This window comes from Actinosynnema pretiosum, assembly GCF_024171695.1.
Taxonomy (GTDB): Bacteria; Actinomycetota; Actinomycetes; order Mycobacteriales; family Pseudonocardiaceae; genus Actinosynnema; species Actinosynnema pretiosum.
This window is the reverse complement of record NZ_JAMTCF010000005.1, coordinates 73,768-100,168: the sequence shown is the minus strand read 5'-3', so window position 1 is coordinate 100,168 and position 26,401 is coordinate 73,768. Positions and strand designations below refer to the sequence as shown.

Below are 26,401 nucleotides of genomic sequence, written 5' to 3'. Positions count from 1 at the left end.
GCCTGCCCCGATCAGGTGGTGCGCGCCCGTCCCGGCGGCCCCGACCAGCGGGCGCCGGGACGGGCCGCAGTCACGGGGTGACCAGGGACAGGCCGTAGACGTTCAGGATCTCCTTGACCGGCTGGTACCAGGTCTCGCCGCCGGAGGAGCAGTTGCCCCAGCCGCCGGAGGTGACGCCCTGGGCCTGGTCGCCGGTGATGAACGACCCGCCGGAGTCGCCGGGCTGGGCGCACACGCTGGTCTTGGTCATCTGGTGCACGGCGCCCTGCTGGTAGTTCACCGTCTCGTTCTTGGCCAGCAGCGTGCCGCAGTGCCAGTGCGTGGTGGAGCCGGAGCGGCAGATGGAGCTGCCGACCGGGGCCTCGTTCGAGCCCCACACGAGCCGGTCCGGGATGGCGCCCCAGCCGAGCACGACGGGGGCGTTCCACCAGCCGTTGCCGGTGCGGATGAACGCGTAGTCGTTGCCGGGGAAGGAGGAACCGGCGAAGCTGCCCATGGCCGACCCGTCCCAGCCGACGACCGAGCTGCCCGTGCCGCCGCAGTGGCCCGCGCTGACGAAGCCGCCGTGCACCGAGAACCCGATGGAGCAGCGGGTGTTGCCGTTGATGTAGTACGGGTCGCCGCCGACGGTGCCCGCCGCGAACGTGGCGGGCCGCTCGGCGACCTCCTCCACGACCACCGGCCCGAGCGCCCGCGCGGTGTCGACGAACTCCCTGGCGTCCTCGGCGTCGTGCACGGTCACGACCAGCCCGCCGCGCCGGGGGTCGACCCGCCAGGCCGCGACGCCCTCGGGCGCCTTGACCCCGTCCAGCTCCGCCTTGGCCGCGTCGAGCGCGGCGAGCGTGCGGTCCACCCGGACGACGTCGGCGCCGGTGGCGCGCACGGCCTCGGCCACGGCCTTGTCGTCCCCGGCCAGGCCGACGACGAGCTTGCCGCGCTCGGCGTCGAACCAGGACCCGCCGAACGCCTCGCCCGCGGCGGCCTGCGCCTGCGGGTCGACCGCCATGGCGGTGCTCTCCTGCCGGACCCGCGTGCGCGCCTGGTCCTCGCTGAGGCCGAGGTCGCGCCCCATCGCGGCGGCGTACGCGTCAGCCGCCTGCGCCCGCAGGTCGGGACCCGCGGCAGAAGTGCCTCCGCCCGCCACGACCGCGCTCAGCACGAGGGCTGCCCCCGCCAACGACGCGCCGAACTTCCTCACGTTGCCCATGTGCTCTCATCTCGTCGCAGGGTCAAGGGAGAGCGCTCTCATACGACACGGTGCTGCCTCGGATCGACTTCGTCAAGGCTGTGGTTCGGACCAATTCGGCACCGGGCATCCGGCCGCTCGCGCAGCACCCGTCAGTCCACAGTGGACGAAAGAGCGAACACCGCGCGGGTGCCGTAGGGGTCGCCCGTAAGGCGCACACCGCCCCCGGTGAAATACGACCGAAAGGCCCGACTGGGCGCCGGTCGCGTTCCCTAGTGTTGGCCCGGCACGGCTGGAGAACCCGCGAGCGGACAAGGACGTCTCCGATGGGAAACCCCGCACGAGCGAGCCGGTGGAGGGCGGGCGGGCTGGTCGTCGCCCTGCTGGCCGCCCTGGTGAGCGCCTTCGTCGCCTCGGCCCCCGCGAGCGGGGCATCCCCCGACGCCGGGCGGCGCGTGATGCCGCTGGGCGACTCGATCACCGACGGCTTCAACGTCCCCGGCGGCTACCGGGTCGACCTGTGGAGCAAGCTGGTCGCGAGCGGGCGGACCGTGGACTTCGTCGGGTCGATGAGCAACGGCCCGAGCGGCCTGGGCGACCGCGACCACGAGGGCCACTCCGGGTGGACCATCGCGCAGGTCGACGCCAACGTGACGGGCTGGCTGCGCACCTACGTGCCGCGCACGGTTCTGCTGCACATCGGCACCAACGACATCTACGGCCCGGACCCGGCGGGCGCGCCCGCGCGGCTGTCCGCGCTGGTCGACAAGATCACCGCCCAGGCCCCGGACGCGATCCTGCTCGTCGCCACCATCACCCCGCTGACCAACTACGACGCGGGCGTGCGGGCGTTCAACGCGACGATCCCGGACATGGTGCGGACGAAGGCGAGCGCGGGCAAGAAGGTCCACCTGGTCGACATGTACCGGGCGCTGACGACGGCCGACCTGGCGGACGGCGTGCACCCGAACGCGGGCGGCTACAGCAAGATGGCCACCGCCTGGCACAGCGCGCTGCTGTCGATCCCCGGCAGCATCGACGACGACGGCGGCGGCACGACCACGACGACCACCCCGCCCCCGACCGGCTCCTGCACGGCCTCTCACCGCACGGTCGGCACGTGGCAGGGCGGGTTCCAGGCCGAGGTCACGGTGACGGCGGGCAGCGCGGCGCTGAGCGGCTGGACGGTCCGCTGGACGCTGGGGCAGGGTCAGTCGATCACCCAGGCGTGGGGCGGCGTGCCGCAGGGCAGCGGGACGAGCGCGGCCATCCGCAACGCCGAGTGGAACGGCTCGCTGGGCGCGGGCGCGTCCACCACGTTCGGCTACATCGGCACCGGCTCCGCGACCACGCCTACCCTGTCCTGCACCAGCCCGTGACCCGGCGGCGGTGACGCCGGGGCGGTCAGGTCGGCGGTGTCGCCCACGAGGGCGACACCGCCGATTTCCGGGTGTGCGTCCGGACGGCCCACCGCTCGGTGCGCCGAAATATTTCGGAATTTCTGATTACCATTTGAATGGAATCAACAGACCCCTGATTTCTCCTCGTGTTCCGCACGATCGGAACCGGCGCGTGTGGCAGTCTGAAAGCGCCTTCAGGAGCGGGGGAGGGAATCCATGCCATTCGCCTCAACTGACATCGGAGCGGGCGCACCGCAGGTCGCGGCCGTGACGATGCAGGTGGAACCCGAGAAGATCATGGAGTTGAAGGGGCGCTACGAGGCGGTCCGCGACACCGTCCAGGACTTCCTGATGCGGGAGGGCAGGAATCTGCGCGGGGTCGCACTGGCCGGGGACGACGTGTCCACCGCCGCCGCGCCGATCTTCGCGAAGAACGCGCAGATGGCGAACAACGTCACGGCGCGGTTCCTCGAGGAGCTGACGCTCAACATCCAGCAGCTGGAGAACGCGGCCAAGCTCTACGGCCTGGTCGAGGAGGGCAACGCGGAGGCGTTCCGGGACGGGGCGGGCGGGTGAGGGTCCGCGCGCTGGTGGTGCTCGCGCTCGCCGGACCGGTGCTGGTCGGGTGCGCCGCCGAGACCGGCAGGGCCCGCCCCGCCACGACCAGCTCTGCCACGGCCACGACCACCCGGTCGACCCCGGCCCGCCCTCGGGACATCGCCCTCGACGGTCGCGACCCGTGCGCGATGGCCAGCGTGGAGCAGTTCGCGGGGCTCGGCTTCGACCGCCCCGGCAGGGCGGGGACCGACGACCTCACGGGCGCCCCCACCTGCACCTTGATCGTCAACGGCGCGGCCATCCAGGTGATCCCGGTGACGGCGGAGGGCATCGAGGCCTGGTCGGAGGGCAAGCGGCTGGGCCGCCCGACCGAGGTCGCCCCGGTCGAGGGGTTCCCCGCCATCACGGTGACCCTGCCCGAGACGCCGCTGAACTGCGACCTGGTGGTGGACACCGCCGACGGCCAGTACCTGTCGGCCACGCTCAGCGTCCTGCCGGGGTTCGAGGACCGCTTCCCGGCGCCGTGCGAGGGGGCTCGGGCGCTCGCGGTGGTCCTGGTGAAGAACCTGCTGAACTGAGGGGGGAAGAGCACATGGGGTTAGGCAGCGCCAACTTCGACGCCCAGTCGCACCAGCAGCTCTACGACAAGATCCACGACCGGGTGGGGACGTCGGCCGCGCAGGTCGTCGACGACGCGTGGAACTCCTTCCGGGCCGTCATGGGCAACGCGAAGAGCGACCTGCAGACCGCGATCGAGAAGGCGGGCGCGGTGTGGGTCGGCGCGGCGGGCGAGCGGTTCACCAGCGCCTCGGCGCCGCTGGTGCAGTGGGCGGAGGACGCGCGGGCGGCCGGGGTCGCGACGCACCACTCGTTCCAGGCGCAGCACAGCTCGTACAGCGGGACCGCCGTCCGGATGCCGCGCCCGGTGGAGGTGACCTCGACGGCGAACGACGACTTCTGGGGCGTTCCCGCCGGGTTCACGCACCTGGTCGGCGGCCAGACCGACCAGGACGTCCAGGAGGCGCAGGCCCTGGAGGCCAAGCGCGAGGCCGTGCGGGTGATGGTCGAGTACCAGTCGGCGGCGGTGTCGGCGGTGGACGCGCTGGGCACGTTCACCCCGCCGCCCAGCGTGGCCACGCAGGTCGCCGAGGGGACGTCCGCGCGGCCGGACGACGTGCGCGAGCGGCTGGTCGACCACGCGGGTGAGCGGGACGGCGGGCCGGAGCGGGAGGAGGCGGGCGGGCGGACCGGGATCGAGGCGCGTGACGACGGCGCCGGGCGGGGAGAGCCGGGCACGTCCTCCGAGCCGCGCACCGGTGGCGGCACGTCCTCCGCGCCGCTTCCGGGGGTGACGAGCCCCAGCGGGTCGACGCACACCTCGGGTTCGCTCCCCGCGCCCGCGTCCCACCCGCAGCAGAACCCGGCAGCCGCACCGGCCCCGCCCAGCGGCCTCCCCGGTGGTTGGGCGGGCGCGGTCGCCGCCGGACGTGGTGGCGGGGCGGGCGGCGGCATGGGCCGGGTTGGCGGTGGCACGCCAGGGCCGGGCGGGTTCGGCGGCGGTCCGCCCTCCTCCCCCGGCGCGGGAAGGGGAACCCCCGGTTCCGCGGGCCCGAGCACCGGCGTCGAGCACGGCGCCCCGGCCACCCGCCCCACCGGCGCGTCCCCCTCGGCGACGCGCGGCGCCACCGGCGCTCCCGGCGCGACGGGCCCGCTCGGGTCGCCCCAGCGGGGGCGGGACGAGGACGACCTGGAGCACAGGTCGGCCGACTACCTGGAGGAGCTGGACGACGTGTGGGGCCAGGACGGGCTGCCGAAGGTCGCCCCGCCGGTGATCGGGGACGTCGGGCCGTGAGGATCGCGCTCTCCAGGCCGGAGTTCGACCTGTGCTGGGAGCGGCTGGCGCTGGGCGAGCCGCCCACGATCCTGGCGATCCCCTCGCACGGCGCCACCCGTGAGGAGCGCGCCGCCCTCCTCGCCGACGCGTGGGACGCCCTGGAGGCGCGCGGACTGGCCGGGCGCGGCGCGCTGGACCCGCGCCTGACGGGGTGGCTGACCCTGCTGTCCCGCCCGGACCGCGAGGTCGACGCCCGGTTGCGCCTGGACTCGGGTCCGCGCGTCCGGGCGGTCGCGGCGGCCGGTCGGGGGCGTGCGGTGCTGGCCGTCCTGACCGCCGAGCGGCTGCTGCTGGAGGGGGTCGGCGAGGACGCGCTGGCCGAGTCGGTGGTGGGCCTGCTGCCGCCGCACCCGACGCCGAGGTCCCGCTCGATCAGCCTGCGCGCGGTGGACCTGGAGCGGGCGGCGGCGCGGGCGGGCCGGTCGGCGGCGGGACTGGAGTCGGCGCTGCGCGAGGCCGGGTTGCCCCGCCAGGACGCCGGGAAGGTCGCCGAGGTGCTGGGCGACGTGGTGCGCACGGGCCAGTTCGGCGTGGCGACGCGGTCCGCGCGCGCGGGCAGGCGGCAGCGGGGCCCGTACGCGGTGACGTTCTACGACACCCCGGAGGGCCGCTGGCAGTTCACCCGCCGCCCGGACGGCGCGGGTCAGCAGTGGTCGACCCTGAGCCCGGCCGACCACCGCAGGCTGACCCACGCCGTGGCCGAGCTGCTGTCGGGCGCGCGCTGACCGGGCGCGTGCTGACCGGGCACGGCGCTCAGCGCGCGAACTCCCGGACGGCCGCGCCCACCTCGCCCCAGTCCGGTCCCAGCCACACGAAGTGGCTGTCCGCCCGGCTCTCCAGGAGCTCGGCGCGCGGCAGGGCGGCGACGAGCGCCTCGGCGTGGGCGAACGGGACGGAGCCGTCGCGGCGGCTGGCGACGACGAGCGCGGGCTGCCCCACCGGCGGGACGCGGTCGGGGAACGAGACCAGGTCGTTGCGGAACCCGGCGCCCGACCGCATCCGCCCGAACAGCGCCACCAGCGCCGCCCGCTGCTCGGCGCTCAGCGCGGCCAGGACCCGACCGGCGGGCAGCGTGGACAGGTCGCCCAGCAGCGACCTCAGCCCCGCGTCGGGCGACACCCGCAGGAGCCCGCGCAGGGCGGTCCAGACCAGGCGCTCGGTGGCGGGCGAGAAGGCCGCGCGGGCGGCGAGGCGGGTGCGCCGGTCCGGCCAGGGCAGCGCGCCGACCGCGCTCCACAGCACCACCCGCGCCACCAGGTCGGGGTGGCGGGCGGCGAGGGCGAGCGCGGTGGGTCCCCCGGCGGAGACGCCCACGACGGCGGCCAGGCGGGTGATCCCCAGGTGCTCGCACAGCTCGCGGGCGCTGTCGGCGAACCCGTCGGGCGTGGCGCCGGTGGACAGCGGGGTGCGCCCGTAGCCGGGTCGGGAGGGGACCAGGACCGAGTGGCGCCCGTCGGCGAACACGTCCTCCCCCAGCGCGAACCCGGCGCGCAGGTGCCCGCCGTGGAGCACGAGCACCGCCTCGTCGCCGCGCCGCTCGAAGCGGTGCTCGACGACCCCGCTCGGCAGGTGCGCCAACCGGGTGGGCAGGTCGACGCGGATCGGGGCGGTGGTGGGCGGCACGGTCGGCTCCAGGCGTCGGCGGATCACGACGCCGACCAGGCTTCCCGGCACACCACGCCCGGCGAGGGCGGTGCGGTCAGCCTAGCCCGCGTCGCGCCGGGCGGAGGCGGCGCCTGCTCACCGGCTCTCGGTCACCCACACCTCGGTCGACGCCTTCGGGCAGTCCGGCAGCCGCTCCAGCCCGGCGCCGCCCGCCGCGAGGTGCTCCAGCTCCCGCACCCCCGCCGCGTCGCACCTGATCGCGTACAGCAGGTGCGCGGTGCCCTTCGGGTAGCCGACCGTGTTGCCCTCGAACCGCTCCGCGCCCGTCCCCGCCTTCGCCGGGACCCAGGTGCGCCGCCACACGTACCGGGTCGGGCTCGCCGCGCGGTGGTCGCCGAGCACCTCGAACACGAACTGGTAGCTCTGCCCCGGCGGCGGGTCGCAGTGGACCGTGACGGTGTACTCGTAGTGGTCGTCCGCCGACTGCGGCGCGTCGATCGAGACCGCGTGGTCGTGGTCGCACGGCGCGCCCTCGCGCAGGGGCCCCGCCCCGACACCGGAGGACCCGCCGGCGCCCGGTTCACCGGTCCGCTCAGCCGATCCCCCGATCAGCGCGGGCAAGCCCACCGCGCCCGCGCCGATCAGCAGCGCGGCCAGCACCACGAACCGCCAGTCCCGTCCAGGGGGGTGGACGTGCACGTCGCCGTCCACACGTCCAGCCTGCACCGACGTGCCCCGCTGGCCGCTGATCCAGTTCCGCGCGGACCCCGGTCTCCCCATCACCCGTGTGGTCGCCCGTGCGCGAGGCCGCGTTACCGCGCCCCCCGAACCGCCGTTCAGCGGCCCCGCGCCGCCCTTTCGGGCAGCGAACCCCGCCCTTCCGGACGGCATCCGGCCCACCTCGGCCCAACCGGTATCGCGGGCCGTCCGGCCGCCCCCTACCCCTGCAAGCGGCGGCGAGCCGCACGACCACGGGGAGGCCCCATGTCCGTCCGAACACCGCTCCGCAGGGCGGTCACCGCACTCGCGCTGACGCTGCTGGCGACGTCCGCGCTCGTCACCACGACCGCGACCGCCGCCCCCGAGGGCCTGACCATGGTGAACGGCGAGGGCCGGACCATCACCCTGCCCGCCGCCACCGCCTCCGCGCTCAAGTCCGCCGCCTCGGCGGGCAGCTCGGGCAGCGGCAGCGCGAAACCCGCCCTCAAGACCGCGCCGGACGCGGGCGCCGACTCCGTCATCGGCCCGGACGGCCGCGTCCAGGAAGCCGCCCCCGCCGCCTTCCCCTGGGGCGCCGTCGCGCACCTGGAGACCGACCAGGGCGGCTGCACCGGGTTCATGCTCAGCCGGGACGTCCTGGTCACGGCGGGCCACTGCGTCCACTTCGGCGGGAGCTGGGTCACCTCGTACACCGTCACCCCCGGTCGCACCGGCGGTTCCGCGCCGTTCGGCAGGTGCGGCGGCGGCATCGCCGACGTGTGGACCACCAGCGCGTGGATCAACGGCTACCCGAGCGACCACGACTACGGCCTAGTGAAGCTGACCTGCGACATCGGCGACCGCACCGGCTGGTTCGGCTGGTGGTACAACACCGGCGAGAACCTGGTCGGCCAGCAGTTCTACGTCGAGGGCTACCCCGGCGACAAGCCGTACGGGACGATGTGGTGGGACGGCGACACCTCGTACTCGCAGAGCGCGAACAAGCTGTGGTACTGGGTCGACACCGCGCGGGGCCAGAGCGGTTCGCCGGTCTACCGCTACAACTCGACCACGGCGGGCCTGTGCGGCGGCTGGTGCGTGACCGCCATCCACACCAACGGCGTCGCGGGCGGCAACCCGGCCAACAGCGGCACCCGGCTGCGCCCGGACGTGATGTCGTTCGTGAACTACTGGATCTCGCGACCGTGAGACGGGCGGGGGCCGGGCTCCCGAGGGGTCCGGCCCCCGTGCAACCGGGGAGGTCCGATGGCACGTCCTGCTGCCATGATGCGATTGCTGCTGGTGACGGCCCTGCTCACGGCGTGCGGCCAGGCCCCCGCGAGCGAACCCCCGCCGCTGGTCGGGGAGTTCACCGCGTCCGGCGCGACCGAGCTGGGCGCCCCGAGACCGTTCGCGCCGGGGACCGAGGTCAAGGCCCGCTTCACCGACGACGGTCACCTGACCGTGCGAGGCGGCTGCAACACCCTGTCCGGCCGGGTGGACGCGGGCGGTGGCGCGCTGGCGCTGGGCGAGGCGGCCGTGACGGAGATGGCGTGCGACGAGGCGCGCACCGACCAGGACCGGTTCCTGGTGGCGCTGTTCAGCGCGGGCCCGACCTGGCGGCTGGACGGCGACACCCTGCTGCTGGCCGGCGGGGACGCCACCCTGACCCTGACCCGCGACTGACCCCCGGCTCAGTCCGCCAACCGGACCGCCCACCCGCCGTCGAACCCGAGCTCCACCCGGTCCCCCACCCCGAACGCCTCCGCGACCGCCATGGCCGAGGCGGCGCGCACGGCGGACACCTCGACGTCGGTCAGGTCCAACTGGGCGTGCACGACCTCCACCACGTGCCCCGACAGCTCCACCCCGCACCGCGCCACCAGGTCGAGCCCGTCCCGCGCCCCGACCACGGCCGCGTCGGTGAACTCCCGGTCGGAGCCGGGCTGGAGCGAGGACCGGTCACCGGGGTCGACCGCCCACACCACCCGCACCGGGTCCCCGGCCACCACCCGCACCCTGACCTGCCCGAAGTAGCCGATCCCGCCCTTCTGCCGCCTCAACCGGTACTCGCCCTCCACACCCCGATCATCCCGCGCGCACCGGGACGACGGCACTCCCCCGCCTCAGGGCGTCCGGGTCCGCCGGAAGTACGCCAGCGCCACCCAGGGCCTGGGCCCCGACGCGGTGATCGCCCCGGACGCCAGCGCGCCCGCCAGCCCGGTCCGCCGGAACAGCGCCAGCATGAACGCCGACGGCCGGAACCGGACCACCGCGTCCGCGCTCCCGTCCGGGCGCACGACCAGCAGCTTCCGCTCCCCGCTGACCACCATCACCGGCGTCGTCCGCTCCGACCGCAGCTCCACGCGCAGCTCGCGCCCGCCGCCCGACCGGGACAGCAGGTGCCGGGTGTCCGCCCCCGCGCCGAGCAGGCGCATCAGGAACAGGTCGAACGCCAGCGCCGCCTCCGGCTCCGGCACGGCCCACCGCGCCCCGGTGGCGCGCGCGACGTCGACCCCGTGCAGCAGCAGCTCGTTCAGCTGGTGGGCCAGGAGCGTCGACACCGGCAGCTCGGCCCCGCCCAGCCACGGCCTCGGCTCGTCGGGGTCGAGGTCGGCGCTGCGCTCCAGCAGGCGGTCGACCTGCTCGCGCAGGTACGCGCCCAGCGCGCCGGGGTCGCGGGTCGGGTACCTGCGGAGCGCGCGGGCGTTCAGCGCGGCCAGGTCGGCGAAGGTCATCTCCCGGCTGGCGCGCGCCAGGTCCGGGTCGTCGAACGGATCGCGCCCGGCCATCAGCTCGGCGTTCATCCCGGACACGATCGCGGTGTGCGCGGCGGCCTCGTCCGCGCTCCAGCCGCCGATCGCGGCCCTGGTGGGCGCGGGCGCGGCGGCGATCAGGCGCGCGAAGCGGTCGGTGGTGTCGGACAGCGCGGCGCGCAGCGCGGGCCACCGGTCCCCGGTCTCCTCCAGCACCACGCCACCGGCCTCCGCTCGCTCGGGCGATCAAGGAGAGCCCAGGCAAGCAGCGGACTACGGGGAGCACAAGTGCGGCGGGAGCGGCCGGTGGGGCGGGGAGAGCGGATCGGTGCTGGTCACGGGGTTCCCGCGTGGGCCGGGGATGGCTGCTGGACCCCGAAGCCGCTCAGCTCAGCCGGACCCGGACGACCTGCGTCTCCTCGGTCCCGCCGTTGGTGGACACCGACTCCAGCACGACCTGCTCGCCGAACCGGTACAGCGGGTAGCTCAGCGTGCTGCCCGCCTGCTTCACGTCCTGCTGCCCGGCGAGCCCGCCGTCCACGTACACGCGCAGCACGGCGTTGTGGCGGTCGGCGACGTCGTCGTTCGCCCGCACTTCGAGCAGCGTCAGGTAGGCGGGCTGCTCCAGCGTGAAGTGCAACCGGTTCCCGGTCCCACCGCACTCGGCGCCGCCGATGCACCGGTCGACGATCTTCGCCCAGGGCAGCGACGGAACGGTGTAGAAGTACGACCTGGCCGACGCGGACGCGGTTCCGGTGAAACCAGCGAGCAGGCAGACCGCGGACAGCAGCGCGGCGGCGAACTTCCTCATGGTGGACCCTTTCCCTCGGTTTCCGGCAAAAGCCGGTCGAGCGTAGCTCCGGGAAAGGCCCGTGAAGATTCACCGGAACCACCTTCACCCGGCGGGGATTTCCGCTGTCCCCCGAGGTGGGAGATCGCTACGGTCCGCGAACGGCGGGCGCCCGCCCCCGCCCGACACCCCCGACCCGCCCGGTCTGCGGTGTTCCCGCCCGTCGCCCCTGGTCGACGTGAGATGCTGCCCCCTGTTGTCCCCTGATGGCGAAGGGCAGATGAGCGTGACCACCTGGACCGATGTGATCAACTACGTCCGAACGCGGTCCGAGGTGCTGGAGGAGTCCGACACCTGGCTGCGCTTCCGCGTCGAGGTCTCCGACACCCGCACCCAGCAGGTCTCCGTGCAGCGCGTGCCGCAGGAGGACGGCTCGACCTGGTTGGTGCTGTCCTCCCCGGTGGGCTGGGCCGAGCAGATCGACCAGGCCCGCTTCCTGGAGCTGGCGGGCTCGGCCCCGGTCGGCGGCGCGGGCGTCGTGGACCGGGTGGCGCTGCTCAAGCACACCGTGGTCCTCGGCGAGCAGGGCGTGGTGGCCGAGTTCGCGACGCCGCTGGGCCTGCTGGTCGAGCGGGCCGACGCCTTCGAGCACGAGCTGACCTCGGCCGACCAGTTCTGACCCGGCGCCGGACGCCCGCCGCCCGGTGCGCGCGGCGGGCGCCACCGCCCCTTTTTCCGGAATTCTCCCGCGCGTCCGGATCGAATTCCGGCGTGAATCACACCCCCGCCTCCCGGACGGCCGCGAACTGCCCCGAACGGACGCCCCGGACCACCCGCGCTCCCCGCGTTCGGCAGGCCGCAGAGTTGTTCGCGGTCGGGCGGGCGCGCATTGCCCCGGCACGACGGCGGTTCCTATGATCGCTATCGCTCGCGGTCCCGCAAGCAGGTCGCCTCGCCGCCGTTCTCGATGGTTGGGGGTAGTGATGCGCCAGTGTCATGACCATCCGGGAGAGCGCTCTCACGAACCGGTCGACGGCGCCCTCTACCGCTCGGTGTTCGAGCGCTCCGGACTGGGCATCGCCCGGCTCGACCCGCGCGGGAGGGTCGTGGAGGCCAACCCCGACCTGCTCGACCTGCTCGGCCGCCCGCTGAGCCAGATCCGGGGCCGCGACTTCACCGACCTGCTCCACCCGGCCCTGCGCCCCGCGCTGGAGCGCGGCCTGACCGGCCTGGCGACGGGCGGGCGGGGCCGCTTCGCCGAGCGGGTCACCGCCGTGCGCCCGGACGGCAGCACCGCGCCCGCCGCCATGACGGCGATCGCCGTCCCCGGCCCCGGCAGGGCCGCATCGGCGCTGCTGGTGCTGCTGCGCCGCTCCCCGGAACCGCACGGGGACGCGGCGGCCCCGCTGAGCGAGGTGCACGCCCGCATCCTGGAGGGCGTCGCCGCGGGCGAGAGCACCGCCCAGCTCGCCACCACGCTCTTCCTGACCCGCCAGGGCGTCGAGTACCACCTGGGCACGCTGCTGCGCAAGCTCAAGGCCCCCAACCGGACCGCGCTGGTCTCGCGCGCCTACTCGCTCGGCGTGCTGAGCCCGGCCAACTGGCCCCCCAAGGTGGAACCCGCGTTCGTGAAGTGAGACGAGCGCGACGCCGGGGACCGGAGGAGGAACACGTGCGGAGCACCACCAAGCGATCGCTGTCCGACGACCAGCTGCGGGCGGCGGTGACCGAGGCGTTCGGCCCGCAGGCCACGATCACCTCGTCCAGGGAGCTGGCGGACGGCACGTTCAACGCCGTCTGGCTGCTCGACGTCGACCCGGCGGGTCCGGTCGTCCTGAAAGCCGCGCCGCCGGACGGCCTGCCGCTGCTGACCTACGAGCGTCGCATCGCCCGCACCGAGGCGGCGGTCCTGAGCGCCGCCGCGGCCACCGCCCCGGTCCCCGCGCTGCACCACGCCGGGCACGGCAGCGCGGGCGTCGGCGGCGACTTCCTGATCACCTCGGTGGTCGAGGGCGACACCTGGCAGCGGCTGTCCGGCACGCTGAGCGGGGCCGAGCGGACCCGGTCGCGCCGCGAGCTGGGCCGGGCCGTCGCCGGGCTGCACGCGGTGCGCGGCAGCGGTTTCGGCTACCCCGAGCGGTCGACCGGGCTGCACGGCGACACCTGGTCCGAGGCGTTCACCGCCATGGTCGACGCGCTGCTCGCGGACGCCCGCCGCTTCGGCGTCACCCCGCCCGGCAGGCCCACCGCGCTGCACGACCTGGTGGTGGCCGACCGCGCCCTGCTGGACGAGGTCGCCGAGCCCGTGCTGGTGCACTTCGACCTGTGGAACGGCAACGTCATGCTCGCCGGGGACGCGGGCGAGCGGCGCCTGTCCGGCCTGATCGACCTGGAGCGCGCGTTCTGGGGCGACCCGTGCGCGGACTTCGTGTCGCTGGCCCTGCTGGGCGAGTTGGCCGACGACGACCCGCTGCTGGACGGCTACCGCGAGGCGGGCGGCCCGGCCGAGCTGACCGCGTCGAGCCGCCGCCGGATCGCGCTGTACCAGGCGTACCTGTACCTGATCATGATCGTGGAGGCGGTGCCCAGGGGCCACAAGGGCGTGAAGTCCGCTGCCGCGCAAGCGCTCTTCCGCTCGCGCTACCGCAAGGCCCTGCGCCGCGCGGCGCCCTGAGCGGCAGCGACCCGAGCCGAGGCGCCTGGAGTCAGTGCCCGGCGAGTTCGTCCGGATAGGACAGGACACGCCCGCGTGCGGCGATCAGGTTGCGGTGCAAGGATTCCAGCACCGCGACCTGGCTCCCGCCGTCCACCCACTCCCGGTACCCGATCCCGAACCCCAGCCCGCGCCACAGCTCCGCGTTGCGCGCCTCGTGCGCGCCGAACGGCTCCAGCAGCAGCACCGGCGTCGCCGCCGACAGCGAGTCCATCAGCGTGCCACCGCCGGGCTTGCTCACCACCGCGATCGCCCGCCGGGTCAGGTCGAACCCGTCGTGGTGCTCCGCGCGCCGCCGGTACGCCACCTCGCCGTCCACGACCCGCCCGAACGGCGGGAACCCGGTGTCGTGCCACGGGTGCCAGTCCGGGTCGATCATGAAGTACCGGTCGCGCCCCTGCTCCTCGGGCACCTCGGACCGCTCGTAGGCCACCACGTCCAGCGCGAACCCGGCCGCGCCCAGCTCGGCGGCCCCGGTCCGGTAGGTGCCCATGCCCCACCCGCCGCCGTGCGCGAGCACCCGCCCGTCCCGCTCCCGCCACGGCGCCGGTTCCTCCCGGCTGACCGGGATCGTCCGCGCCACCGCGCTCCCGGCCCGCTCCAGCAGCCACACGTCCTCGTGCTCGGCCCAGCTCCCCCGCCCCGCGCCCGAGGCCGAGGTGAACGAGGGCGAGGCGACCGAGTCGACGTGGCACGAGCGCACCCGGACCCCGTGGTGCGCCAGGGCGTACCGGTGGGCGGTCGGCAACCAGAACCCCGACAGCACCACCAGCAGCTCGACCCCGTCCCGCTCCCACTCCACCAGCAGCCCGGCCACCAGCTCCGGGTCGGGCTCGGTGGTGTTGCGCGCGGCCAACCGCTGACCGGCGAGCGCGACCCGGAAGTCCCGGTGGAACGCCAGCTTCGACGCCGGGATCAGCTCGCGCTGCCGCTCCGGCAGGTGGTTCTCCAGCACGTCCACCCGCGCCGCCACCCCGACCTCGGCGAGCCTGCGGGCCAGCAGCAGCCCTGGGACGTGCACGCCCAGCGCGACCCCGGACGTCAGCACGGCGATGGTCACACCCCACCCCTCCCCGCACGGGCGCACCGCTCCAGCGCGTTCAGGTAAGCGCTCTCCAGCACCGCGATCCGCTCGACCACCGCGTCGTCCGCGCGCGCGGGCCCGTTCAGCAGCGCCATGATCCGGTCGAACTGCGCGTCGTAGTACGAGACCGCCGGGAACGACCGCACCTCGCGCGCTCCCCCGTCCCGCTGGAGGACCAGGTTCACCGGGAACGGCCCGGCGGCCGGGCGCAGGAAGTTGCGCAGCCGGACCCTCCCGCCGGTGAACCGGAACTCGTGGTCGGCCCGGTACGGCCCCACCAGCGAGGCCCGCAGCTCCGCCCGCACCCCCGATGGCAGCCGCAGCACCGCGTCGAACTCCAGGTCGACCCCGTTGGGCCCGGAGAACTCCGAGTGCCCGGAGACGGTCGCGCCGTCCAGCCCGACCACGGCCTGCACGGCGTCGAGCCAGTAGGAGGCGGTGTCGTGGAACGCGCCGCCGCCCAGCTCGGGCCGGAACCGGTACCCGGCGCCCGGCGGCAGGTCGAACGCGATGCGCGAGGAGATCCCGCTCAGCTCCCCCAGCTCCCGCGAGGCGACCAGCTCGCGCACGGCGGCCTGCCACGGGTGCCCGGCGGTCATGACCGCCTCCACCACGTGCACCCCCGCGTCCCCTGCGGCCCGGCGCAGCGCGTGCGCCTCGCGGCGGCCCAGGCACAGCGGTTTCTCCACGACCACGTGCTTGCCCGCCCTGGCCGCCTCTGCCGCCCAGTGCGCGTGCGCGCTGTTGTGCAGCGACACGTAGACGGTGTCGATCCCCTCGTCCCGCACCAGATCCCGGTACCCGGCGTGCGCGACCGGCAGCCCGTGCTCGGCGCGGAACGCCTCGGCGCGCTCGGGCGTGGACGCCGCGACCGCCGCGACCCGTACGTCCTCCCGCCGCCGCGCCGGGTCGAGCACGGCCCGCACCGCGATCCCCGTGGCTCCGATCAGCCCCAGCTCACGAGGCACGGCTCACCCGCCAGGCCGCCAGGACCGCGTCCAGCGCGGCGTCGAGCGCCCGGTGCCCGGCCTCGTCGCGGGCCACCACCGCGCAGTACAGCCGCCCCCTGGAGGAGGCCAGCGCGCCGGAGGACAGCGGCAGCACCCCGATCCCACCGGCCCGCAGCAGAATCCCCTCCGCGCGCAGCAACCCCACCAGCCGGTCGAACCCGCAGCCGCCGCGCGAGGGCCGCACCACCAACCGCACCCGGTCCGGATCGGCGGCGAGCCGCCGCCCGGCCAGCACGCTGATCAACCCCATGGACATCCGGGGGTTGATCTCCAGCACCGGGACCGCGGTCCCGTCGCGCAGCAGCATCGAGTCCACGCACACCGGCCCGAGGTACCCCGCGTCGGCCAGCGCCGCGCCCACGTCGGCCATGACGTCCCGGTACCCCGACGCGGCCAACCGCTCCGCCAGCCCCGGCGGCGCGGGCCGGGACCCGGCGTAGGCGAAGCCGGTGTTCTCGGTCAGCCGCACGCCCAGCCAGTCCACCTCCCCGCCCGGTCGCACCACGAACTGCGCGGAGAAGTCCGCCACCGGGTCGAACCGCCGCTGCACCAGCACTTCCACGTCCAGCCCGCGCCGGACCTGCTTGCCCAGCACCCGGACCACCGAGCGCAGCACGAGCGGCGAGGTGACCGCCAGCACCCCGCGCCCGGACACCCCGAAGGGGTCCTTGAGCAGGGCGGGCGCGCCCCGCAGCGCCGCGACCTCCGCCTCGACCCCGGCCACCGAGTCGACCACCACCCCGGCGCCCGCGAGCCCGAGGTCGCGCACCAGCGCGTTGGACCAGGACTTGGACGAGACCGCCCGGACCACCCGCCAGTCCGGCAGCGCGGCCTGGAGCCCCAGCGCGCCAACGACTCCGGCGCTCTCGGGCAGCACGGCGTAGGGCTCGAACCCGAGCCCGCCGAGGTCGGCGAGCGGGCGCGCCAGCAGCCGCTCCTCGACGCTCCCGCCCACCCCGGCCGGTGCGACCCGGTGCTCGAACCCGACGCCCGCGCCCGCCAGGACCTCGCCCCACCCGGCGGCCGGGGGCGCCCCGGTGACCAGCACGTCCCCCGGCTCGCAGGCGACCGCGAGCAGCTCGTCCATCGCCGAGGTGACCACGTCCGCGCCCCGGTCGACGATCTCCGGCAGCACGGCGAGCCGGTCCGGCCGCCAGCGCCGCTCGACGTCGAACGTGCCCAGCCGCAGCGCCCGCGCACCGGTCACGGCGAGTCCGGCATCGCGGCCACGACGAACCGCCGGATCTCCGGCAGCGACTCCAGCTGCTCGAAGCTGAGCTCCTCGAACTCCAGCTCGACGTCGAACTCGTCCTCCAGCGCCAGCAGGAAGTTGATCATCTGGATGGAGTTGATCCCCAGGTCGTGCACGACGTTCGTCGCGTCGGTGATGCCGTCCGCCAGCTCGGGCGTCCCCAGGACCCCGGCCAGCACCTCCCGGACCCGCCGCGCGACCGCACCTTCGTCGACCCGCGCACCGCCGCTCACGTGGACACCGGTCACCGTCAGACCCCGTTCAGGTAGAGGAGGATGCACTTGGAGCACACGGGCATCAGGCTGGTGCCGCGCAGGACCGACCGGACCCTGCGGAACGCCTCGCCCTGCCACACCTGCGCGACACCGCTCTCGTGCAGGTCGCCGATCACGAACTCGGGGAAGAACTTGCACGAGCTGACCTTGCCGTCGGCGTGCACCTCCAGCCGGTTCGACACCGCCAGGCACCGGTTGCGCTTCTGCGCGGGCCGGGACGTGCCCAGCACGAAGTCCTCGACCTCGTCCGGCTCCAGCTGCGGCTGGTAGCGGACGCGCACGTTCCAGGTCCGCTCGGCGAGCTCCGCCATGGACCGGCGCAGGGTGTCGATCAGCCCCGGCTCGATCCGGTAGGTGTACGAGTGCCAGGTGGGCGTGGTCCCCGGCGCGGGCGGGTTGAGCCAGGCGAAGTTCTCGGCGTACATGTCGTCCATCGCCGAGGCCACTTCCGGGCTGATGAACCACGGGAACTGGAAGTAGACCGAGTTCACCCCCAGCTCCTCGGCCCACTCCATGAACTGCCGCATGGAGCCCACGGTCTCGTTGCTGACCATGCAGGACAGCGAGACCTCTCCCTGGTACTCGCCGCTCTTCTGCAGGTCCAGCAGCAGCCGCACGTTGTCGATGGTGCGCGGGAAGGTCCCCTTGCCGCGCAGCGCCTCGTGGTCGGCCCCGAGGCCGTCCAGGCTGACCAGCACGTTGAGCCCCGGCCCGATGGTGAGCAGGTGGTCCAGGTTCCGCTTGATCAGCAGCGCGTTGGTGCACAGGTTGACCGTGCGGGGCACGCGCGCCAGCAACCGCGCGACCTCCCCGAACCTGCTGTGCATCAGCGGTTCCCCGCCCCACAGGAACACCTTGGCGCGGGTGTCGTCGGTCATCCGCAGCACTTCGTCGACGATGTCCAGGTCCAGCTCGGTGCGCTGCTTGACCTTGCTGAAGTCGTGGAAGAACCCCTGGTCGTTCCACTGGTAGCAGTGGTTGCACCGCAGGTTGCACTTGTAGGTCAGCTGGAGGCTGACCTCCCTGGGCAGCGGCGTCGCGTAGGTCGCGTCGACCTCGACGTTGCGCCGGGTCTCGGCCCGGATCGCGACCGTGCGCCGGAGGTCGTGGAACTCCTTCTGGTTCAGCGTTCGGGCCGTTCTGGGGTGCACCGCAGCTCCTCACGACGCAGGCCTCTGGCGAGGAATATTCCCGCTCGGGCAGCGAAGCAGCCGGGGCGTCGGCCTGGCAAGGAAACGCCCGCCGTTTCCTGCGATAAGCAAGAGTTCCGGAACTGCCTTTCACGCCTGGGACAAGGGTTCCCGCAGCTCAGCACCCCGGCGTGGACCGTTCGCAGCAGCACTTCCGGCGGCTTGTGGAGTATTTGCCGCACCGCTCCGAGTGTGTACGTTTCCGCCGCCGCCCCCCTTTTTCCACGAACGGATGGCCCATGCCCGGAACCTGGCCCGCGTCCCCGTTCCAGCACACGATCATGACCAACGACGCGACGATCCCGAGCGGCTCGACCGGCCCGCACATGACCATGGCCATCTCGGTCCTGGTCACCGGCGGGCTGGACGTGGACCTCCTGGACGCGGCGTACGACGACCTGGTGGCGCGCAACGACGTCCTGCGCACCACGGTGGAGCCGGACGGCGCGCAGTGGGTCCAGCGGGTCCACCCGCACCGCGCCGCGCACCTGGAGCGGGCAGTGGCGAAGGCGTCCGAGGCCCAGTCCTTTGTGGACGCTTGGACCAGGGAGCCGGTCCCGATCGACCACCCGCCCCTGGTGCGCGGCCAGGTGGTGGCCCTGGACGACGGGACCCACCTGATCAGCCTGGTGTTCCACCACCTGCACACCGATCCCCCGTCGCTGGTGCTGGCGGTGGCCGAGCTCGGCGCCCTCTACACCGCGCGCCTGTCCGGCACGCCCCTCCCGCCCCCGCCGCTCCAGTACGGCCCGTACTCGGCGCGGCGCGCGGAGATCACCGCCCCCACCCTGGACGCGGACCGCGAGCACTGGCGCGAGGTCGTCGACGGCGCCCGCCCGCTGGACCTGGCCACCACCAGGGACTGGTCCACCCCGCCCAGGTCCGGCGTCCTGCGCCTGGAGGTGCTGGACGCGCGGGAGACCGCCGCGCTGGAGAAGTGGTCGCTGCGCAGCCGGACGACGCTGTTCGCCAGCCTGTTCACCGCGTTCTGCCTGGCCGCGGCGGACCGCTCGACCACGCGGGACGTCCTGGTGAACACCGTGTTCGAGCAGCGCGCCCACCCGGACGTCCGCACCCTGATCGGCCCGTTCCTGCACCCGTCGGTGCTGCGCGTACGGGTGCCGGAGGGCGCGACCTGGTCGAGCCTGACCCCGGTGGTGCGCGACGCGGTCATGGCCGCGCACGCCCGCGCCCACGTCCCCGGCTTCGACGTCCTGCGCCTGCACCCGGACGTGATCCGCGCGGTGGAGACCGAACCGGTGGGCCTGTGCGTGTTCCAGTACCTGCCGTACTCGGGTCTGGAGGACGAGTTCGCGTACGGCCCGGCGACGGCGCGCGTGCTGGCGAAGACGGAAGCGGGCCCGACCGGTGACGTGGGCCTGATGTTCCGCCTGCACCGGAGGTCGTCGGGCTCGCTGCACGCAACCGTCACCTACGACCGGCGGGACCTGGCCGAGGACCTGGTGCGCGCCCTGTTCGCGGACTTCGCGGCCGGGCTGCGCGAACCGCTGGCGACGCCGGTCGCCTGATCGGGCGGCTGATGGCCGACGCGGTGCGCGCCGCGCCTGTGCTCCGGGTCGATCCGCTCGCGGCCTTCCCGGTCACCGGGCTCGGCTGGTCACCGGGCTCGGCTGGTAGCGGGGTGCGGACGCGGGTCGGCTGAGCGGCCCCGCGATGCTGCCCCCGTGGCCGCCCTCCGGGGCGGGGAGATCGCCCACCCGCCGGTCCACACTGGTCGGACGACCCGATCGACCCGGAGGGTGGACCAGGACGATGCGCGCCTCCGAGCGTGAGGCAGAGGGTGACGACCGGGCCCGCGCGGGCGGGGCGGGCTTCGCGGGCGGGCAGCGGGAGCCCGGTGGGCCCGCGCCGCTGGGCGCGGGAGCGGTGCAGCGGCTCCAGGGGACGGCGGGCAACCGGGCGCTCTCCCGGCTGCTGGCGGGCTCGACCGCAGGACCGGGCGGGGTGGTCGCGCGGCCCGGTGACGCCGCTGGTCCGCTGCCGGAGGTGGCGTCGGACGTGGCGTCCGACAGAGCGGGGAGCTCGCGCGAGGGCGCGGAGATGGGGCCCGTCGCGGCTGCCCCGCCCTCAGGTGGGACCGCCGGGTCGACGCCCGAGACGTCCGGGGCCGACGCGCCCCGAGCCGGAACCCCCGTCGCCGAGACGTCCCCGGTCGAAGCGCCGGGAGCCGCAGGCCCCACCGGGGCGGCGGTGGTCGAGCGCGGCGCGCGGTTGGCCGAGGTCCGGACGCCCGCGCCCGTCGCGCGGCCCGGCGAGAACCCGCTGCGGGAGCTGCGGGACGCCCACCTGGACACCGAGGCGCCGCAGGCCCCGGTCACCGTCGAGAGCCCGCCCCCACCTCGGGTCGCACCGCACCAGCCCCCGACCGTGCTCCCACGGGTGGCGTTCGCCGACACCGACGTGGACGCCCTCCTGCCGGAGGCCGGTCCCGGTTTCCGGCCGGAGCGCCGGGCGGAGGTCGCGGTCGGGATCGGGGACGAGCTGGCCGCCGACCGGGTCTCGGCGACCGCGTCCGTCGACGCGTTCGTGGCCGCGCGGCGGGCCAGGAGCGCCGAGGTGACCGCGCTCAGGGCTGAGCTGGCGGAGCGGGTGACGGCGTCGGGCGCGACGGCGGGGGTCGGGATCGAGCGGGCCGCGAACGACCGGGTCGACGCCGTGCGGGCGGCGGTGCGGGAGGTCCGCGCCCAGCTGCGCGCGGGCGCGGAGCGGGCTCGGGCGCAGGTCGAGGGCGACCACGCGGCGAGCCTGGCCGCGATCCGGGCGGCCACCGAGGACGGCAGGGCGCGGATCAGGGGCGCGTCGACCGCTGCGGCCGGCCGGACCGGGATCGCCGAGTCGGCGCAGCTGACCAGGCTCGGCGGCCTGTACGCGCGGGTGGAGGGCCAGTTCAGGGCGGTCGGGCACGACGCGGGCGTGCTCGCGGTCGAGCAGGCCGCCGCGCGGGCCGCCCAGTACCGGGCGGGGCGGATCGACCGGGAGGACAGCCTCCTCGACGGGCACCTCACCGACAACCGGTGCGACGCGCAGGCCGAGGCCGCCGAGAAGGTCGGGGCCGCCTACCGCGACGGGCTGACCCAGGAGGCGGTCAAGCAGGTCGAGGCGCTGCGCGGGCGGCGGTCGACCGACGAGGCCGTGGTCAGGAAGCTCGCGGGCGACACCAGGGACAGCCTCGGCGTGGTCGCCGGGCAGGCCGTGGACGGCCTCGCGGGCACCGAGGCGCAGTCCTCGGCAGGCGCGCGGGCGGCCAAGGCGTCGGTGCTGGACGCGATCGGCGAGACGCTGCGCACCGCCGAGGCCGCCCTGGCGCGGCACGAGAGCGCGCAGGTGGCGGCGATCAGGTCCCAGGCGCAGCGGCAGCGGCAGGCGGTGGCGCGGTCGGCCGAGTCGGCGGTCGCGGCGCTCGACCGGACGGTGGAGCACGCCGTCGCCGACACCGACTCGGGGGTGGCGGCGCTGGTCGAGCGGCTCGGCGCGGCGGGCGTGCCCGACCCCGACTCGCTGGCGGGGGCGCTGCGGGACGCGGGCGGGCAGCTCGACGACCGGTTCACCCTGCTCGTGGCGGACCTGCGCGAGCGGGCCGACCAGGTCGGGCAGGGGCTCAGCGCGCACGCCACCGCAGCGACCGACACGATCGAGCGAACGGGTGACGCGGCCACGGCGGCGGCGCGGCGGACCGGCGCGGGCGCGGGGCAGGCGCTGTCGACCGCGCGGGAGCGGGGCGCCGAGGGGTTCGGCGAGCTGGCCTCGGGGCACCGGCGGGCCGTGGACAGCGCCCTGACCGGCCACGACACCGCCGTCACCGCCGTGCTGGGCGGGATGGCGACCGGGTTCGACACCCTGGCGGCGACCGTGTCCGACGGGGCGGCGCGGCAGGTCGAGGCGGTGCGGGACGGGCTGACCGCGTCCGTCGTCAAGGACCTGCCGGGCGCCATCACCACCGAGGCGGCCAAGGCGCGCGAGCAGGTCCAGCCGCGCTGGAAGTCGGTCCTCAAGTGGGTCGTCGTCATCGCGGTCGTGCTGCTGGCCGCGGTCGTGCTCGGCCCGTTGGTGATCGGCGCGGTGACCGGTGCCGCCGCGGCGCTCGGCGCGAGCGCGGGCGCGGCGGGGTTGATCGGCATGGTGGTCGGCGGGGCGCTGGTCGGCGCGGGCACCAGCGCGGCGACGACCGTGGTGGACAACGCGTTCGCCGGGCGCGACCTGATGACCGGGATCGGCACGGCCATCGCCGTCGGCGCGCTCGGCGGGGCGCTGGGCGGCGCGGCGTCCGGGCTGCTCGCCGGGCCGCTCCAGGGCATGTCGGCGCTGGCGCGCTACGGGGCGCAGGTGGCCGTGGACGCGGTCGTCGACACCGGGATCAACGCGGCCACCGGGAACCTGACCTGGGAGGCCTTCGCCACCGGGCTGCTGATGTCGGCCCTGGTCAACGGCGTGACGGCGCACCCGAGGGTCCAGGGGTTCCAGCACAACGCGACCAGCAGGTCGTACGGGGCGGCGTTCGAGGCGACCACCGGGCTGAGCGGGCACACCACGAGCAGGAGCGGGCCGCGCGGGCCCGTCACCGTGGACCACCAGCACGTCAACGTCGGCGACACCGCCTCCCCGAGCAGCCCGTACCGCAACACCTGGGACATGCAGGGCGGCGGGCACAACGCCACCGCGATCAGGGCTCGGGCCGCGCGGGAGGGCATCACCAGCACCTCGGTGGACGTCGACCCGGTGACCGGGGTCGCGGTGGAGAAGTTCTCCAGGCCCGCGCTGAACAGCTCCGGCAACACCATTCCCGACGCGACCGCGCCCGGTGGGGTGCAGGTGCGGGTGCGGATGAAGTCGCTGTTCCCGGAGAGCATGGGCGAGGCGGAGATCGCGAAGCTGGCGGCGGTCGCGCTGGAGCGGGCGCGGGCGGGCGCGCCGCAGACCAGCCACACCGCGCCGGGAACGAACGCCAACGGGTCGCCGATGAACGGTAGTTTCAGCGCCGTCGTCGTCACACCGGACGGCCACCCGATCAGGGTCGAGGGCTACTACGCGCAGGGGCCGGGCGGGCTGGAGATCAAGACCGCCTACCCGGCGACGGACGTCGCGAACGCCAGGGTCTCCCCGGTGCCCGGCTCGCAGGTGTCCGTGCCGGGCGGGGTGTTCACCCCGCCGGACTACGACGCGGGCGACTGACGGGAGAGGGAAGTTGGGACGCGAGGACACGGACCGGTTCCGCGCGCTGGCGGAACAGCGCTACGCCACGATCGCCGACCCCGGCGTGTTCGCCTGCTGGCACGTGGTCGTCGAGGCGATCGGCCGCCGGTGGCTCACCCCAGGGACGGTGGACGGGCTGATCGGGGCGCTGGAGACCGGCGGCGGCGCCGGGGTCGAGGAGTACGGGATCGACGTGGTCGACCACGACGAGGTGGAGGTCGCGCTGGTCGGCGACCGGTTCACCTGCTCGCGGCGGGCGATGCTGGCGGAGCTGCGCGCGCTGGCCGCGGCGGAGCGCGGCGAGGACGCGCCGCACGACCTGGGCCGGGCGGTGGAGGTGCTGCGCGCGCTCGCCGACCTGGCGGGCGCGGACCGGGACACCGAGGCGGGCGGCCGGGCGCGGGCGGAGGCGTCCGCGCGGCTGGCGGAGTGGGCGGCGGACCCCGCCCCGGACACCGTCAGCCGTGCGGCCGAGGGACTGACCCAGGAGCAGCGGGACCGGCTGGTGTCGGGGCTGCGGGTGTTCGCGGAGTGGGCGGAGCGCCCCGACGCCGCCTCGGGCCGTCGGGTGGACGCGGTGGTGGAGGGGCTGGAGCGGGTGATCGGGCCGCTGCTGGAGCACGGGCGCGCGGCGGAGCGGGCGGCGGCGGAGGCCAGGATCGCGGCGGCGGTGCGGGATTCGGTGGAGCGGCGGGTCCGGGAGGCGGGGGCGGGGTGACGGGCTGAGGGCTTCGCCCCGGTGGCAGCCGGGTCGGGGCCCGGACGCGGTCGGGCCTGCCACCACCACGCCCGCAGTGCGCGCCCGACGACACCTGGCCATCCCGCCGGAAAGCGCTTACCGTACCCACACCGCCGCCGTGTCGCCCCTGACGTGGAGGAGCAGTGAGCGAGCACAGCCGCAGGCGGGCGTTGCAGGCGGGACTCGGTCTGGTGGCCGGAGCCTCGGTGTTCGGGCTGGGAGGAGCACCGGCCGCCGCCGAGGGCGCCCCACCCCCTGCGGGCGCGCCGAACCCCCCGATCGACCAGGCCCCGCCCCATCGCGGGCGGCTGCCCTGGGTCGCCGACCTCGGTGACGGGCGCTACCGCAACCCCGTGCTCTTCGCCGACTGGTCCGATCCCGACGCCGTCCGCGTCGGCGAGCACTTCTACCTGGTCGCCTCGACCTTCAACCGCATCCCCGGCCTGCCGGTCCTGCGCTCCACCGACCTCGTCAACTGGTCCCTGATCGGCCACGCGCTGACCGAGCTGGAACCCCTCGACCACTTCGCGAGGCCCCAGCGCGGCGGCGGGGTGTGGGCGCCCGCGCTGCGCCACCACGACGGCAGGTTCTGGATCTTCTACCCCGATCCGGACCACGGGATCTTCGTCACCACCGCCACCGACCCGCGCGGGCCGTGGACGAGACCGCACGCCCTCAAGCCCGGTCGCGGCCTGATCGACCCGTGCCCGCTGTGGGACGACGACGGCCAGGCCTACCTGGTGCACGCCTGGGCCAAGAGCCGCGCGGGCATCAACAACCTGCTCACCCTGCACCGGATGAGCCCGGACGGGAAGTCGCTGCTGGACGAGGGCCAGGTGGTGGTCGACGGGAACCTGCTGCCCGGCTACACCACCCTGGAGGGCCCGAAGCTGTACAAGCGCGACGGCTGGTACTGGATCTTCGCGCCCGCCGGCGGGGTCAAGCAGGGCTGGCAGTCCGCGTTCCGCTCCCGCTCGATCCACGGCCCGTACGAGGACCGGATCGTGCTGGCGCAGGGGGACACCGACGTCAACGGCCCGCACCAGGGCGCGTGGGTGTCCACCGCGACGGGCGAGGACTGGTTCCTGCACTTCCAGGACCGGGAGGCCTACGGCCGGGTGGTGCACCTGCAGCCGCTGCGCTGGCGCGACGACGGGTGGCCGGTGATGGGCGTCGACGACGGCGCGGGGCTGGGCAGCCCGGTGGCGGTGCACGCCAAGCCGCGCGTCGCGCCGTCGCGGATCACCGCGCCGCCCACCGGCGACGACTTCGCCGGTCCCGCGCTGGGCGCGCAGTGGGTGTGGCAGGCCAACGCCGACCGCCGCTGGTGGTCGCTGCGCGGACGCGGCCTCACCCTGGCCTGCGCGCCCAGCCCGGACACCTCGGACCTGCGGCTGCTGCCGAACGTGCTGGGCCAGCGCTTCCCCGCCGAGGTGTTCACCGCGACCACCTCGCTGACCCTGTCCACCACCGCGCCCGACGCCAGGGCGGGCCTGGTGGTGCTGGGCGACACCTACGCGTGGGTCGGGCTGCGGCACGACGGCGACCGGCTCGTCCTGGTCCACCGCACCGCCGGGGTCGGCGCGGCCGAGGTGGACGCGGTCGCGCCGACGCCGGTCCCGCCGCGCCACCGGGGCCCGGTGCGGCTGCGCGTGGAGGTGGGCGCGGGCGCGTCGTGCCGGTTCCTGGCCGACCTGGACGGCTGGACGCCGCTCGGCGAGCCGTTCCCGGCCACCCCCGGCCGCTGGATCGGCGCGACGATCGGCCTGTTCGCCACCGCGCCCGAGGGCGCGGGTTCGGGCGTCGCGGAGTTCGGCGGGTTCACCGTCACGCCGTGACCGGCCGCCGCCGGGAGCAGCGTCGTGACGGGGAGGCTGTCATGAAGATCGTGCTGCCCGGTGGGGCCGGGAACGTCGGGGGTTTCCTGAGCCGAGCGCTGGCCGGGGCGGGGCACGAGGTGGTCGTGCTCAGCAGGCGGGCCGGGGTCGACCTGGCCGGGTGCAGCGTGAGCTGCCGCTACACCCCGGAGAACCTCCAGG

Annotated in this window: 25 protein-coding genes; 14 read left to right on the top strand and 11 right to left on the bottom strand. The window is 75.1% G+C overall.

Annotation, left to right across the window (positions count from 1 at the left end):
- Positions 1-70: 70 nt before the first annotated feature.
- Positions 71-1,207, bottom strand: coding sequence for a S1 family peptidase (locus LV78_RS11740; RefSeq protein ID WP_253845018.1), 1,137 nt, complete (start codon positions 1,205-1,207; stop codon positions 71-73).
- A 305-nt stretch (positions 1,208-1,512) separates the two neighbouring features.
- Between LV78_RS11740 and LV78_RS11735 the strand changes: the two genes are divergently transcribed.
- The 5 genes from LV78_RS11735 to LV78_RS11715 all read left to right on the top strand — a co-directional run bounded on the left by LV78_RS11735 (position 1,513) and on the right by LV78_RS11715 (position 5,763).
- Positions 1,513-2,565, top strand: a complete 1,053-nt coding sequence (locus LV78_RS11735; RefSeq protein ID WP_253845017.1) for a GDSL-type esterase/lipase family protein — start codon at positions 1,513-1,515, stop codon at positions 2,563-2,565.
- A gap of 294 nt (positions 2,566-2,859) precedes the next feature.
- Positions 2,860-3,162, top strand: coding sequence for a PE family protein (locus LV78_RS11730; protein ID WP_253845559.1), 303 nt, complete (start codon positions 2,860-2,862; stop codon positions 3,160-3,162).
- Positions 3,159-3,722, top strand: coding sequence for a DUF3558 domain-containing protein (locus LV78_RS11725; RefSeq protein ID WP_253845016.1), 564 nt, complete (start codon positions 3,159-3,161; stop codon positions 3,720-3,722). Before LV78_RS11730 ends, LV78_RS11725 begins: the two co-directional genes overlap by 4 nt.
- A 14-nt stretch (positions 3,723-3,736) precedes the next feature.
- Positions 3,737-4,996, top strand: coding sequence for a PPE domain-containing protein (locus tag LV78_RS11720; RefSeq protein WP_253845015.1), 1,260 nt, complete (start codon positions 3,737-3,739; stop codon positions 4,994-4,996).
- Positions 4,993-5,763 (top strand): ESX secretion-associated protein EspG, encoded by a 771-nt coding sequence (locus LV78_RS11715; protein ID WP_253845014.1) that lies wholly within the window; start codon positions 4,993-4,995, stop codon positions 5,761-5,763. The genes LV78_RS11720 and LV78_RS11715 overlap by 4 nt, the downstream gene beginning before the upstream one ends.
- Positions 5,764-5,791: 28 nt before the next feature.
- Here the strand turns inward: LV78_RS11715 and LV78_RS11710 are convergent, their stop codons facing one another.
- Together LV78_RS11710 and LV78_RS11705 are read right to left on the bottom strand one after the other, a co-directional pair.
- Positions 5,792-6,688: an alpha/beta fold hydrolase gene (locus tag LV78_RS11710; protein WP_253845013.1), complete on the bottom strand. Its 897-nt coding sequence runs from the start codon at positions 6,686-6,688 to the stop codon at positions 5,792-5,794.
- Between the two features lie 90 nt (positions 6,689-6,778).
- Positions 6,779-7,423: a hypothetical protein gene (locus tag LV78_RS11705; protein WP_253845012.1), complete on the bottom strand. Its 645-nt coding sequence runs from the start codon at positions 7,421-7,423 to the stop codon at positions 6,779-6,781.
- A gap of 204 nt (positions 7,424-7,627) precedes the next feature.
- Here LV78_RS11705 and LV78_RS11700 point away from each other — a divergent pair, with 204 nt between their 5' ends.
- A complete protein-coding gene (locus LV78_RS11700; RefSeq protein WP_253845011.1) occupies positions 7,628-8,551 on the top strand; it encodes a trypsin-like serine peptidase in 924 nt (307 codons plus the stop codon).
- Between the two features lie 57 nt (positions 8,552-8,608).
- Complete coding sequence (locus LV78_RS11695) at positions 8,609-9,028, top strand: META domain-containing protein (RefSeq protein ID WP_253845010.1); 420 nt, start codon at positions 8,609-8,611, stop codon at positions 9,026-9,028.
- 8 nt (positions 9,029-9,036) lie between these two features.
- On the opposite strand, the gene LV78_RS11690 is transcribed toward LV78_RS11695, so the two are convergent.
- From LV78_RS11690 to LV78_RS11680, 3 genes are all read right to left on the bottom strand, one after another.
- Positions 9,037-9,423 carry a hypothetical protein gene (locus tag LV78_RS11690; RefSeq protein WP_253845009.1) on the bottom strand — a complete coding sequence of 129 codons (387 nt, stop codon included), beginning with the start codon at positions 9,421-9,423 and terminating at the stop codon, positions 9,037-9,039.
- Between the two features lie 45 nt (positions 9,424-9,468).
- The gene (locus LV78_RS11685) at positions 9,469-10,317 is read right to left on the bottom strand and encodes a maleylpyruvate isomerase family mycothiol-dependent enzyme (protein ID WP_253845008.1); all 849 of its coding nucleotides are present in this window, start codon (positions 10,315-10,317) and stop codon (positions 9,469-9,471) included.
- A 166-nt stretch (positions 10,318-10,483) separates the two neighbouring features.
- Positions 10,484-10,909 carry a hypothetical protein gene (locus tag LV78_RS11680; RefSeq protein WP_253845007.1) on the bottom strand — a complete coding sequence of 142 codons (426 nt, stop codon included), beginning with the start codon at positions 10,907-10,909 and terminating at the stop codon, positions 10,484-10,486.
- Positions 10,910-11,174: 265 nt separating this feature from the next.
- Here LV78_RS11680 and LV78_RS11675 point away from each other — a divergent pair, with 265 nt between their 5' ends.
- The 3 genes from LV78_RS11675 to LV78_RS11665 all read left to right on the top strand — a co-directional run bounded on the left by LV78_RS11675 (position 11,175) and on the right by LV78_RS11665 (position 13,562).
- The gene (locus LV78_RS11675; protein WP_253845557.1) at positions 11,175-11,567 is read left to right on the top strand and encodes a hypothetical protein; all 393 of its coding nucleotides are present in this window, start codon (positions 11,175-11,177) and stop codon (positions 11,565-11,567) included.
- A 235-nt stretch (positions 11,568-11,802) separates the two neighbouring features.
- The gene (locus LV78_RS11670; RefSeq protein ID WP_308208703.1) at positions 11,803-12,525 is read left to right on the top strand and encodes a LuxR C-terminal-related transcriptional regulator; all 723 of its coding nucleotides are present in this window, start codon (positions 11,803-11,805) and stop codon (positions 12,523-12,525) included.
- Between the two features lie 35 nt (positions 12,526-12,560).
- Complete coding sequence (locus LV78_RS11665) at positions 12,561-13,562, top strand: phosphotransferase family protein (RefSeq protein WP_253845005.1); 1,002 nt, start codon at positions 12,561-12,563, stop codon at positions 13,560-13,562.
- Between the two features lie 31 nt (positions 13,563-13,593).
- Here the strand turns inward: LV78_RS11665 and LV78_RS11660 are convergent, their stop codons facing one another.
- The 5 genes from LV78_RS11660 to LV78_RS11640 are packed head-to-tail and all read right to left on the bottom strand — an operon-like array spanning position 13,594 to position 18,373.
- Positions 13,594-14,661 (bottom strand): hypothetical protein, encoded by a 1,068-nt coding sequence (locus LV78_RS11660; RefSeq protein ID WP_253845004.1) that lies wholly within the window; start codon positions 14,659-14,661, stop codon positions 13,594-13,596.
- Positions 14,658-15,653, bottom strand: coding sequence for a Gfo/Idh/MocA family protein (locus tag LV78_RS11655; protein WP_253845003.1), 996 nt, complete (start codon positions 15,651-15,653; stop codon positions 14,658-14,660). The genes LV78_RS11660 and LV78_RS11655 overlap by 4 nt, the downstream gene beginning before the upstream one ends.
- On the bottom strand, positions 15,643-16,902 hold the full coding sequence (locus LV78_RS11650) for an ATP-grasp domain-containing protein (protein WP_253845002.1): 1,260 nt from the start codon (positions 16,900-16,902) through the stop codon (positions 15,643-15,645). Before LV78_RS11650 ends, LV78_RS11655 begins: the two co-directional genes overlap by 11 nt.
- Positions 16,899-17,195: an acyl carrier protein gene (locus tag LV78_RS11645; RefSeq protein WP_253845001.1), complete on the bottom strand. Its 297-nt coding sequence runs from the start codon at positions 17,193-17,195 to the stop codon at positions 16,899-16,901. Before LV78_RS11645 ends, LV78_RS11650 begins: the two co-directional genes overlap by 4 nt.
- 2 nt (positions 17,196-17,197) lie before the next feature.
- Positions 17,198-18,373: a radical SAM protein gene (locus LV78_RS11640; RefSeq protein ID WP_253845000.1), complete on the bottom strand. Its 1,176-nt coding sequence runs from the start codon at positions 18,371-18,373 to the stop codon at positions 17,198-17,200.
- Positions 18,374-18,651: 278 nt separating this feature from the next.
- On the opposite strand from LV78_RS11640, the gene LV78_RS11635 reads away from it, so the two are divergent.
- The 4 genes from LV78_RS11635 (at position 18,652) to LV78_RS11620 (ending at position 26,200) form a co-directional block, all read left to right on the top strand.
- The gene (locus tag LV78_RS11635) at positions 18,652-19,941 is read left to right on the top strand and encodes a condensation domain-containing protein (protein WP_253844999.1); all 1,290 of its coding nucleotides are present in this window, start codon (positions 18,652-18,654) and stop codon (positions 19,939-19,941) included.
- 244 nt (positions 19,942-20,185) lie between these two features.
- Positions 20,186-23,602 (top strand): hypothetical protein, encoded by a 3,417-nt coding sequence (locus LV78_RS11630; protein ID WP_253844998.1) that lies wholly within the window; start codon positions 20,186-20,188, stop codon positions 23,600-23,602.
- 13 nt (positions 23,603-23,615) lie between these two features.
- Positions 23,616-24,341, top strand: a complete 726-nt coding sequence (locus LV78_RS11625; RefSeq protein WP_253844997.1) for a hypothetical protein — start codon at positions 23,616-23,618, stop codon at positions 24,339-24,341.
- A 164-nt stretch (positions 24,342-24,505) separates the two neighbouring features.
- Entirely contained in the window at positions 24,506-26,200 is a 1,695-nt protein-coding gene (locus tag LV78_RS11620; RefSeq protein ID WP_253844996.1) for a glycoside hydrolase family 43 protein, read from the top strand.
- The last annotated feature ends 201 nt before the right edge of the window (positions 26,201-26,401 follow it).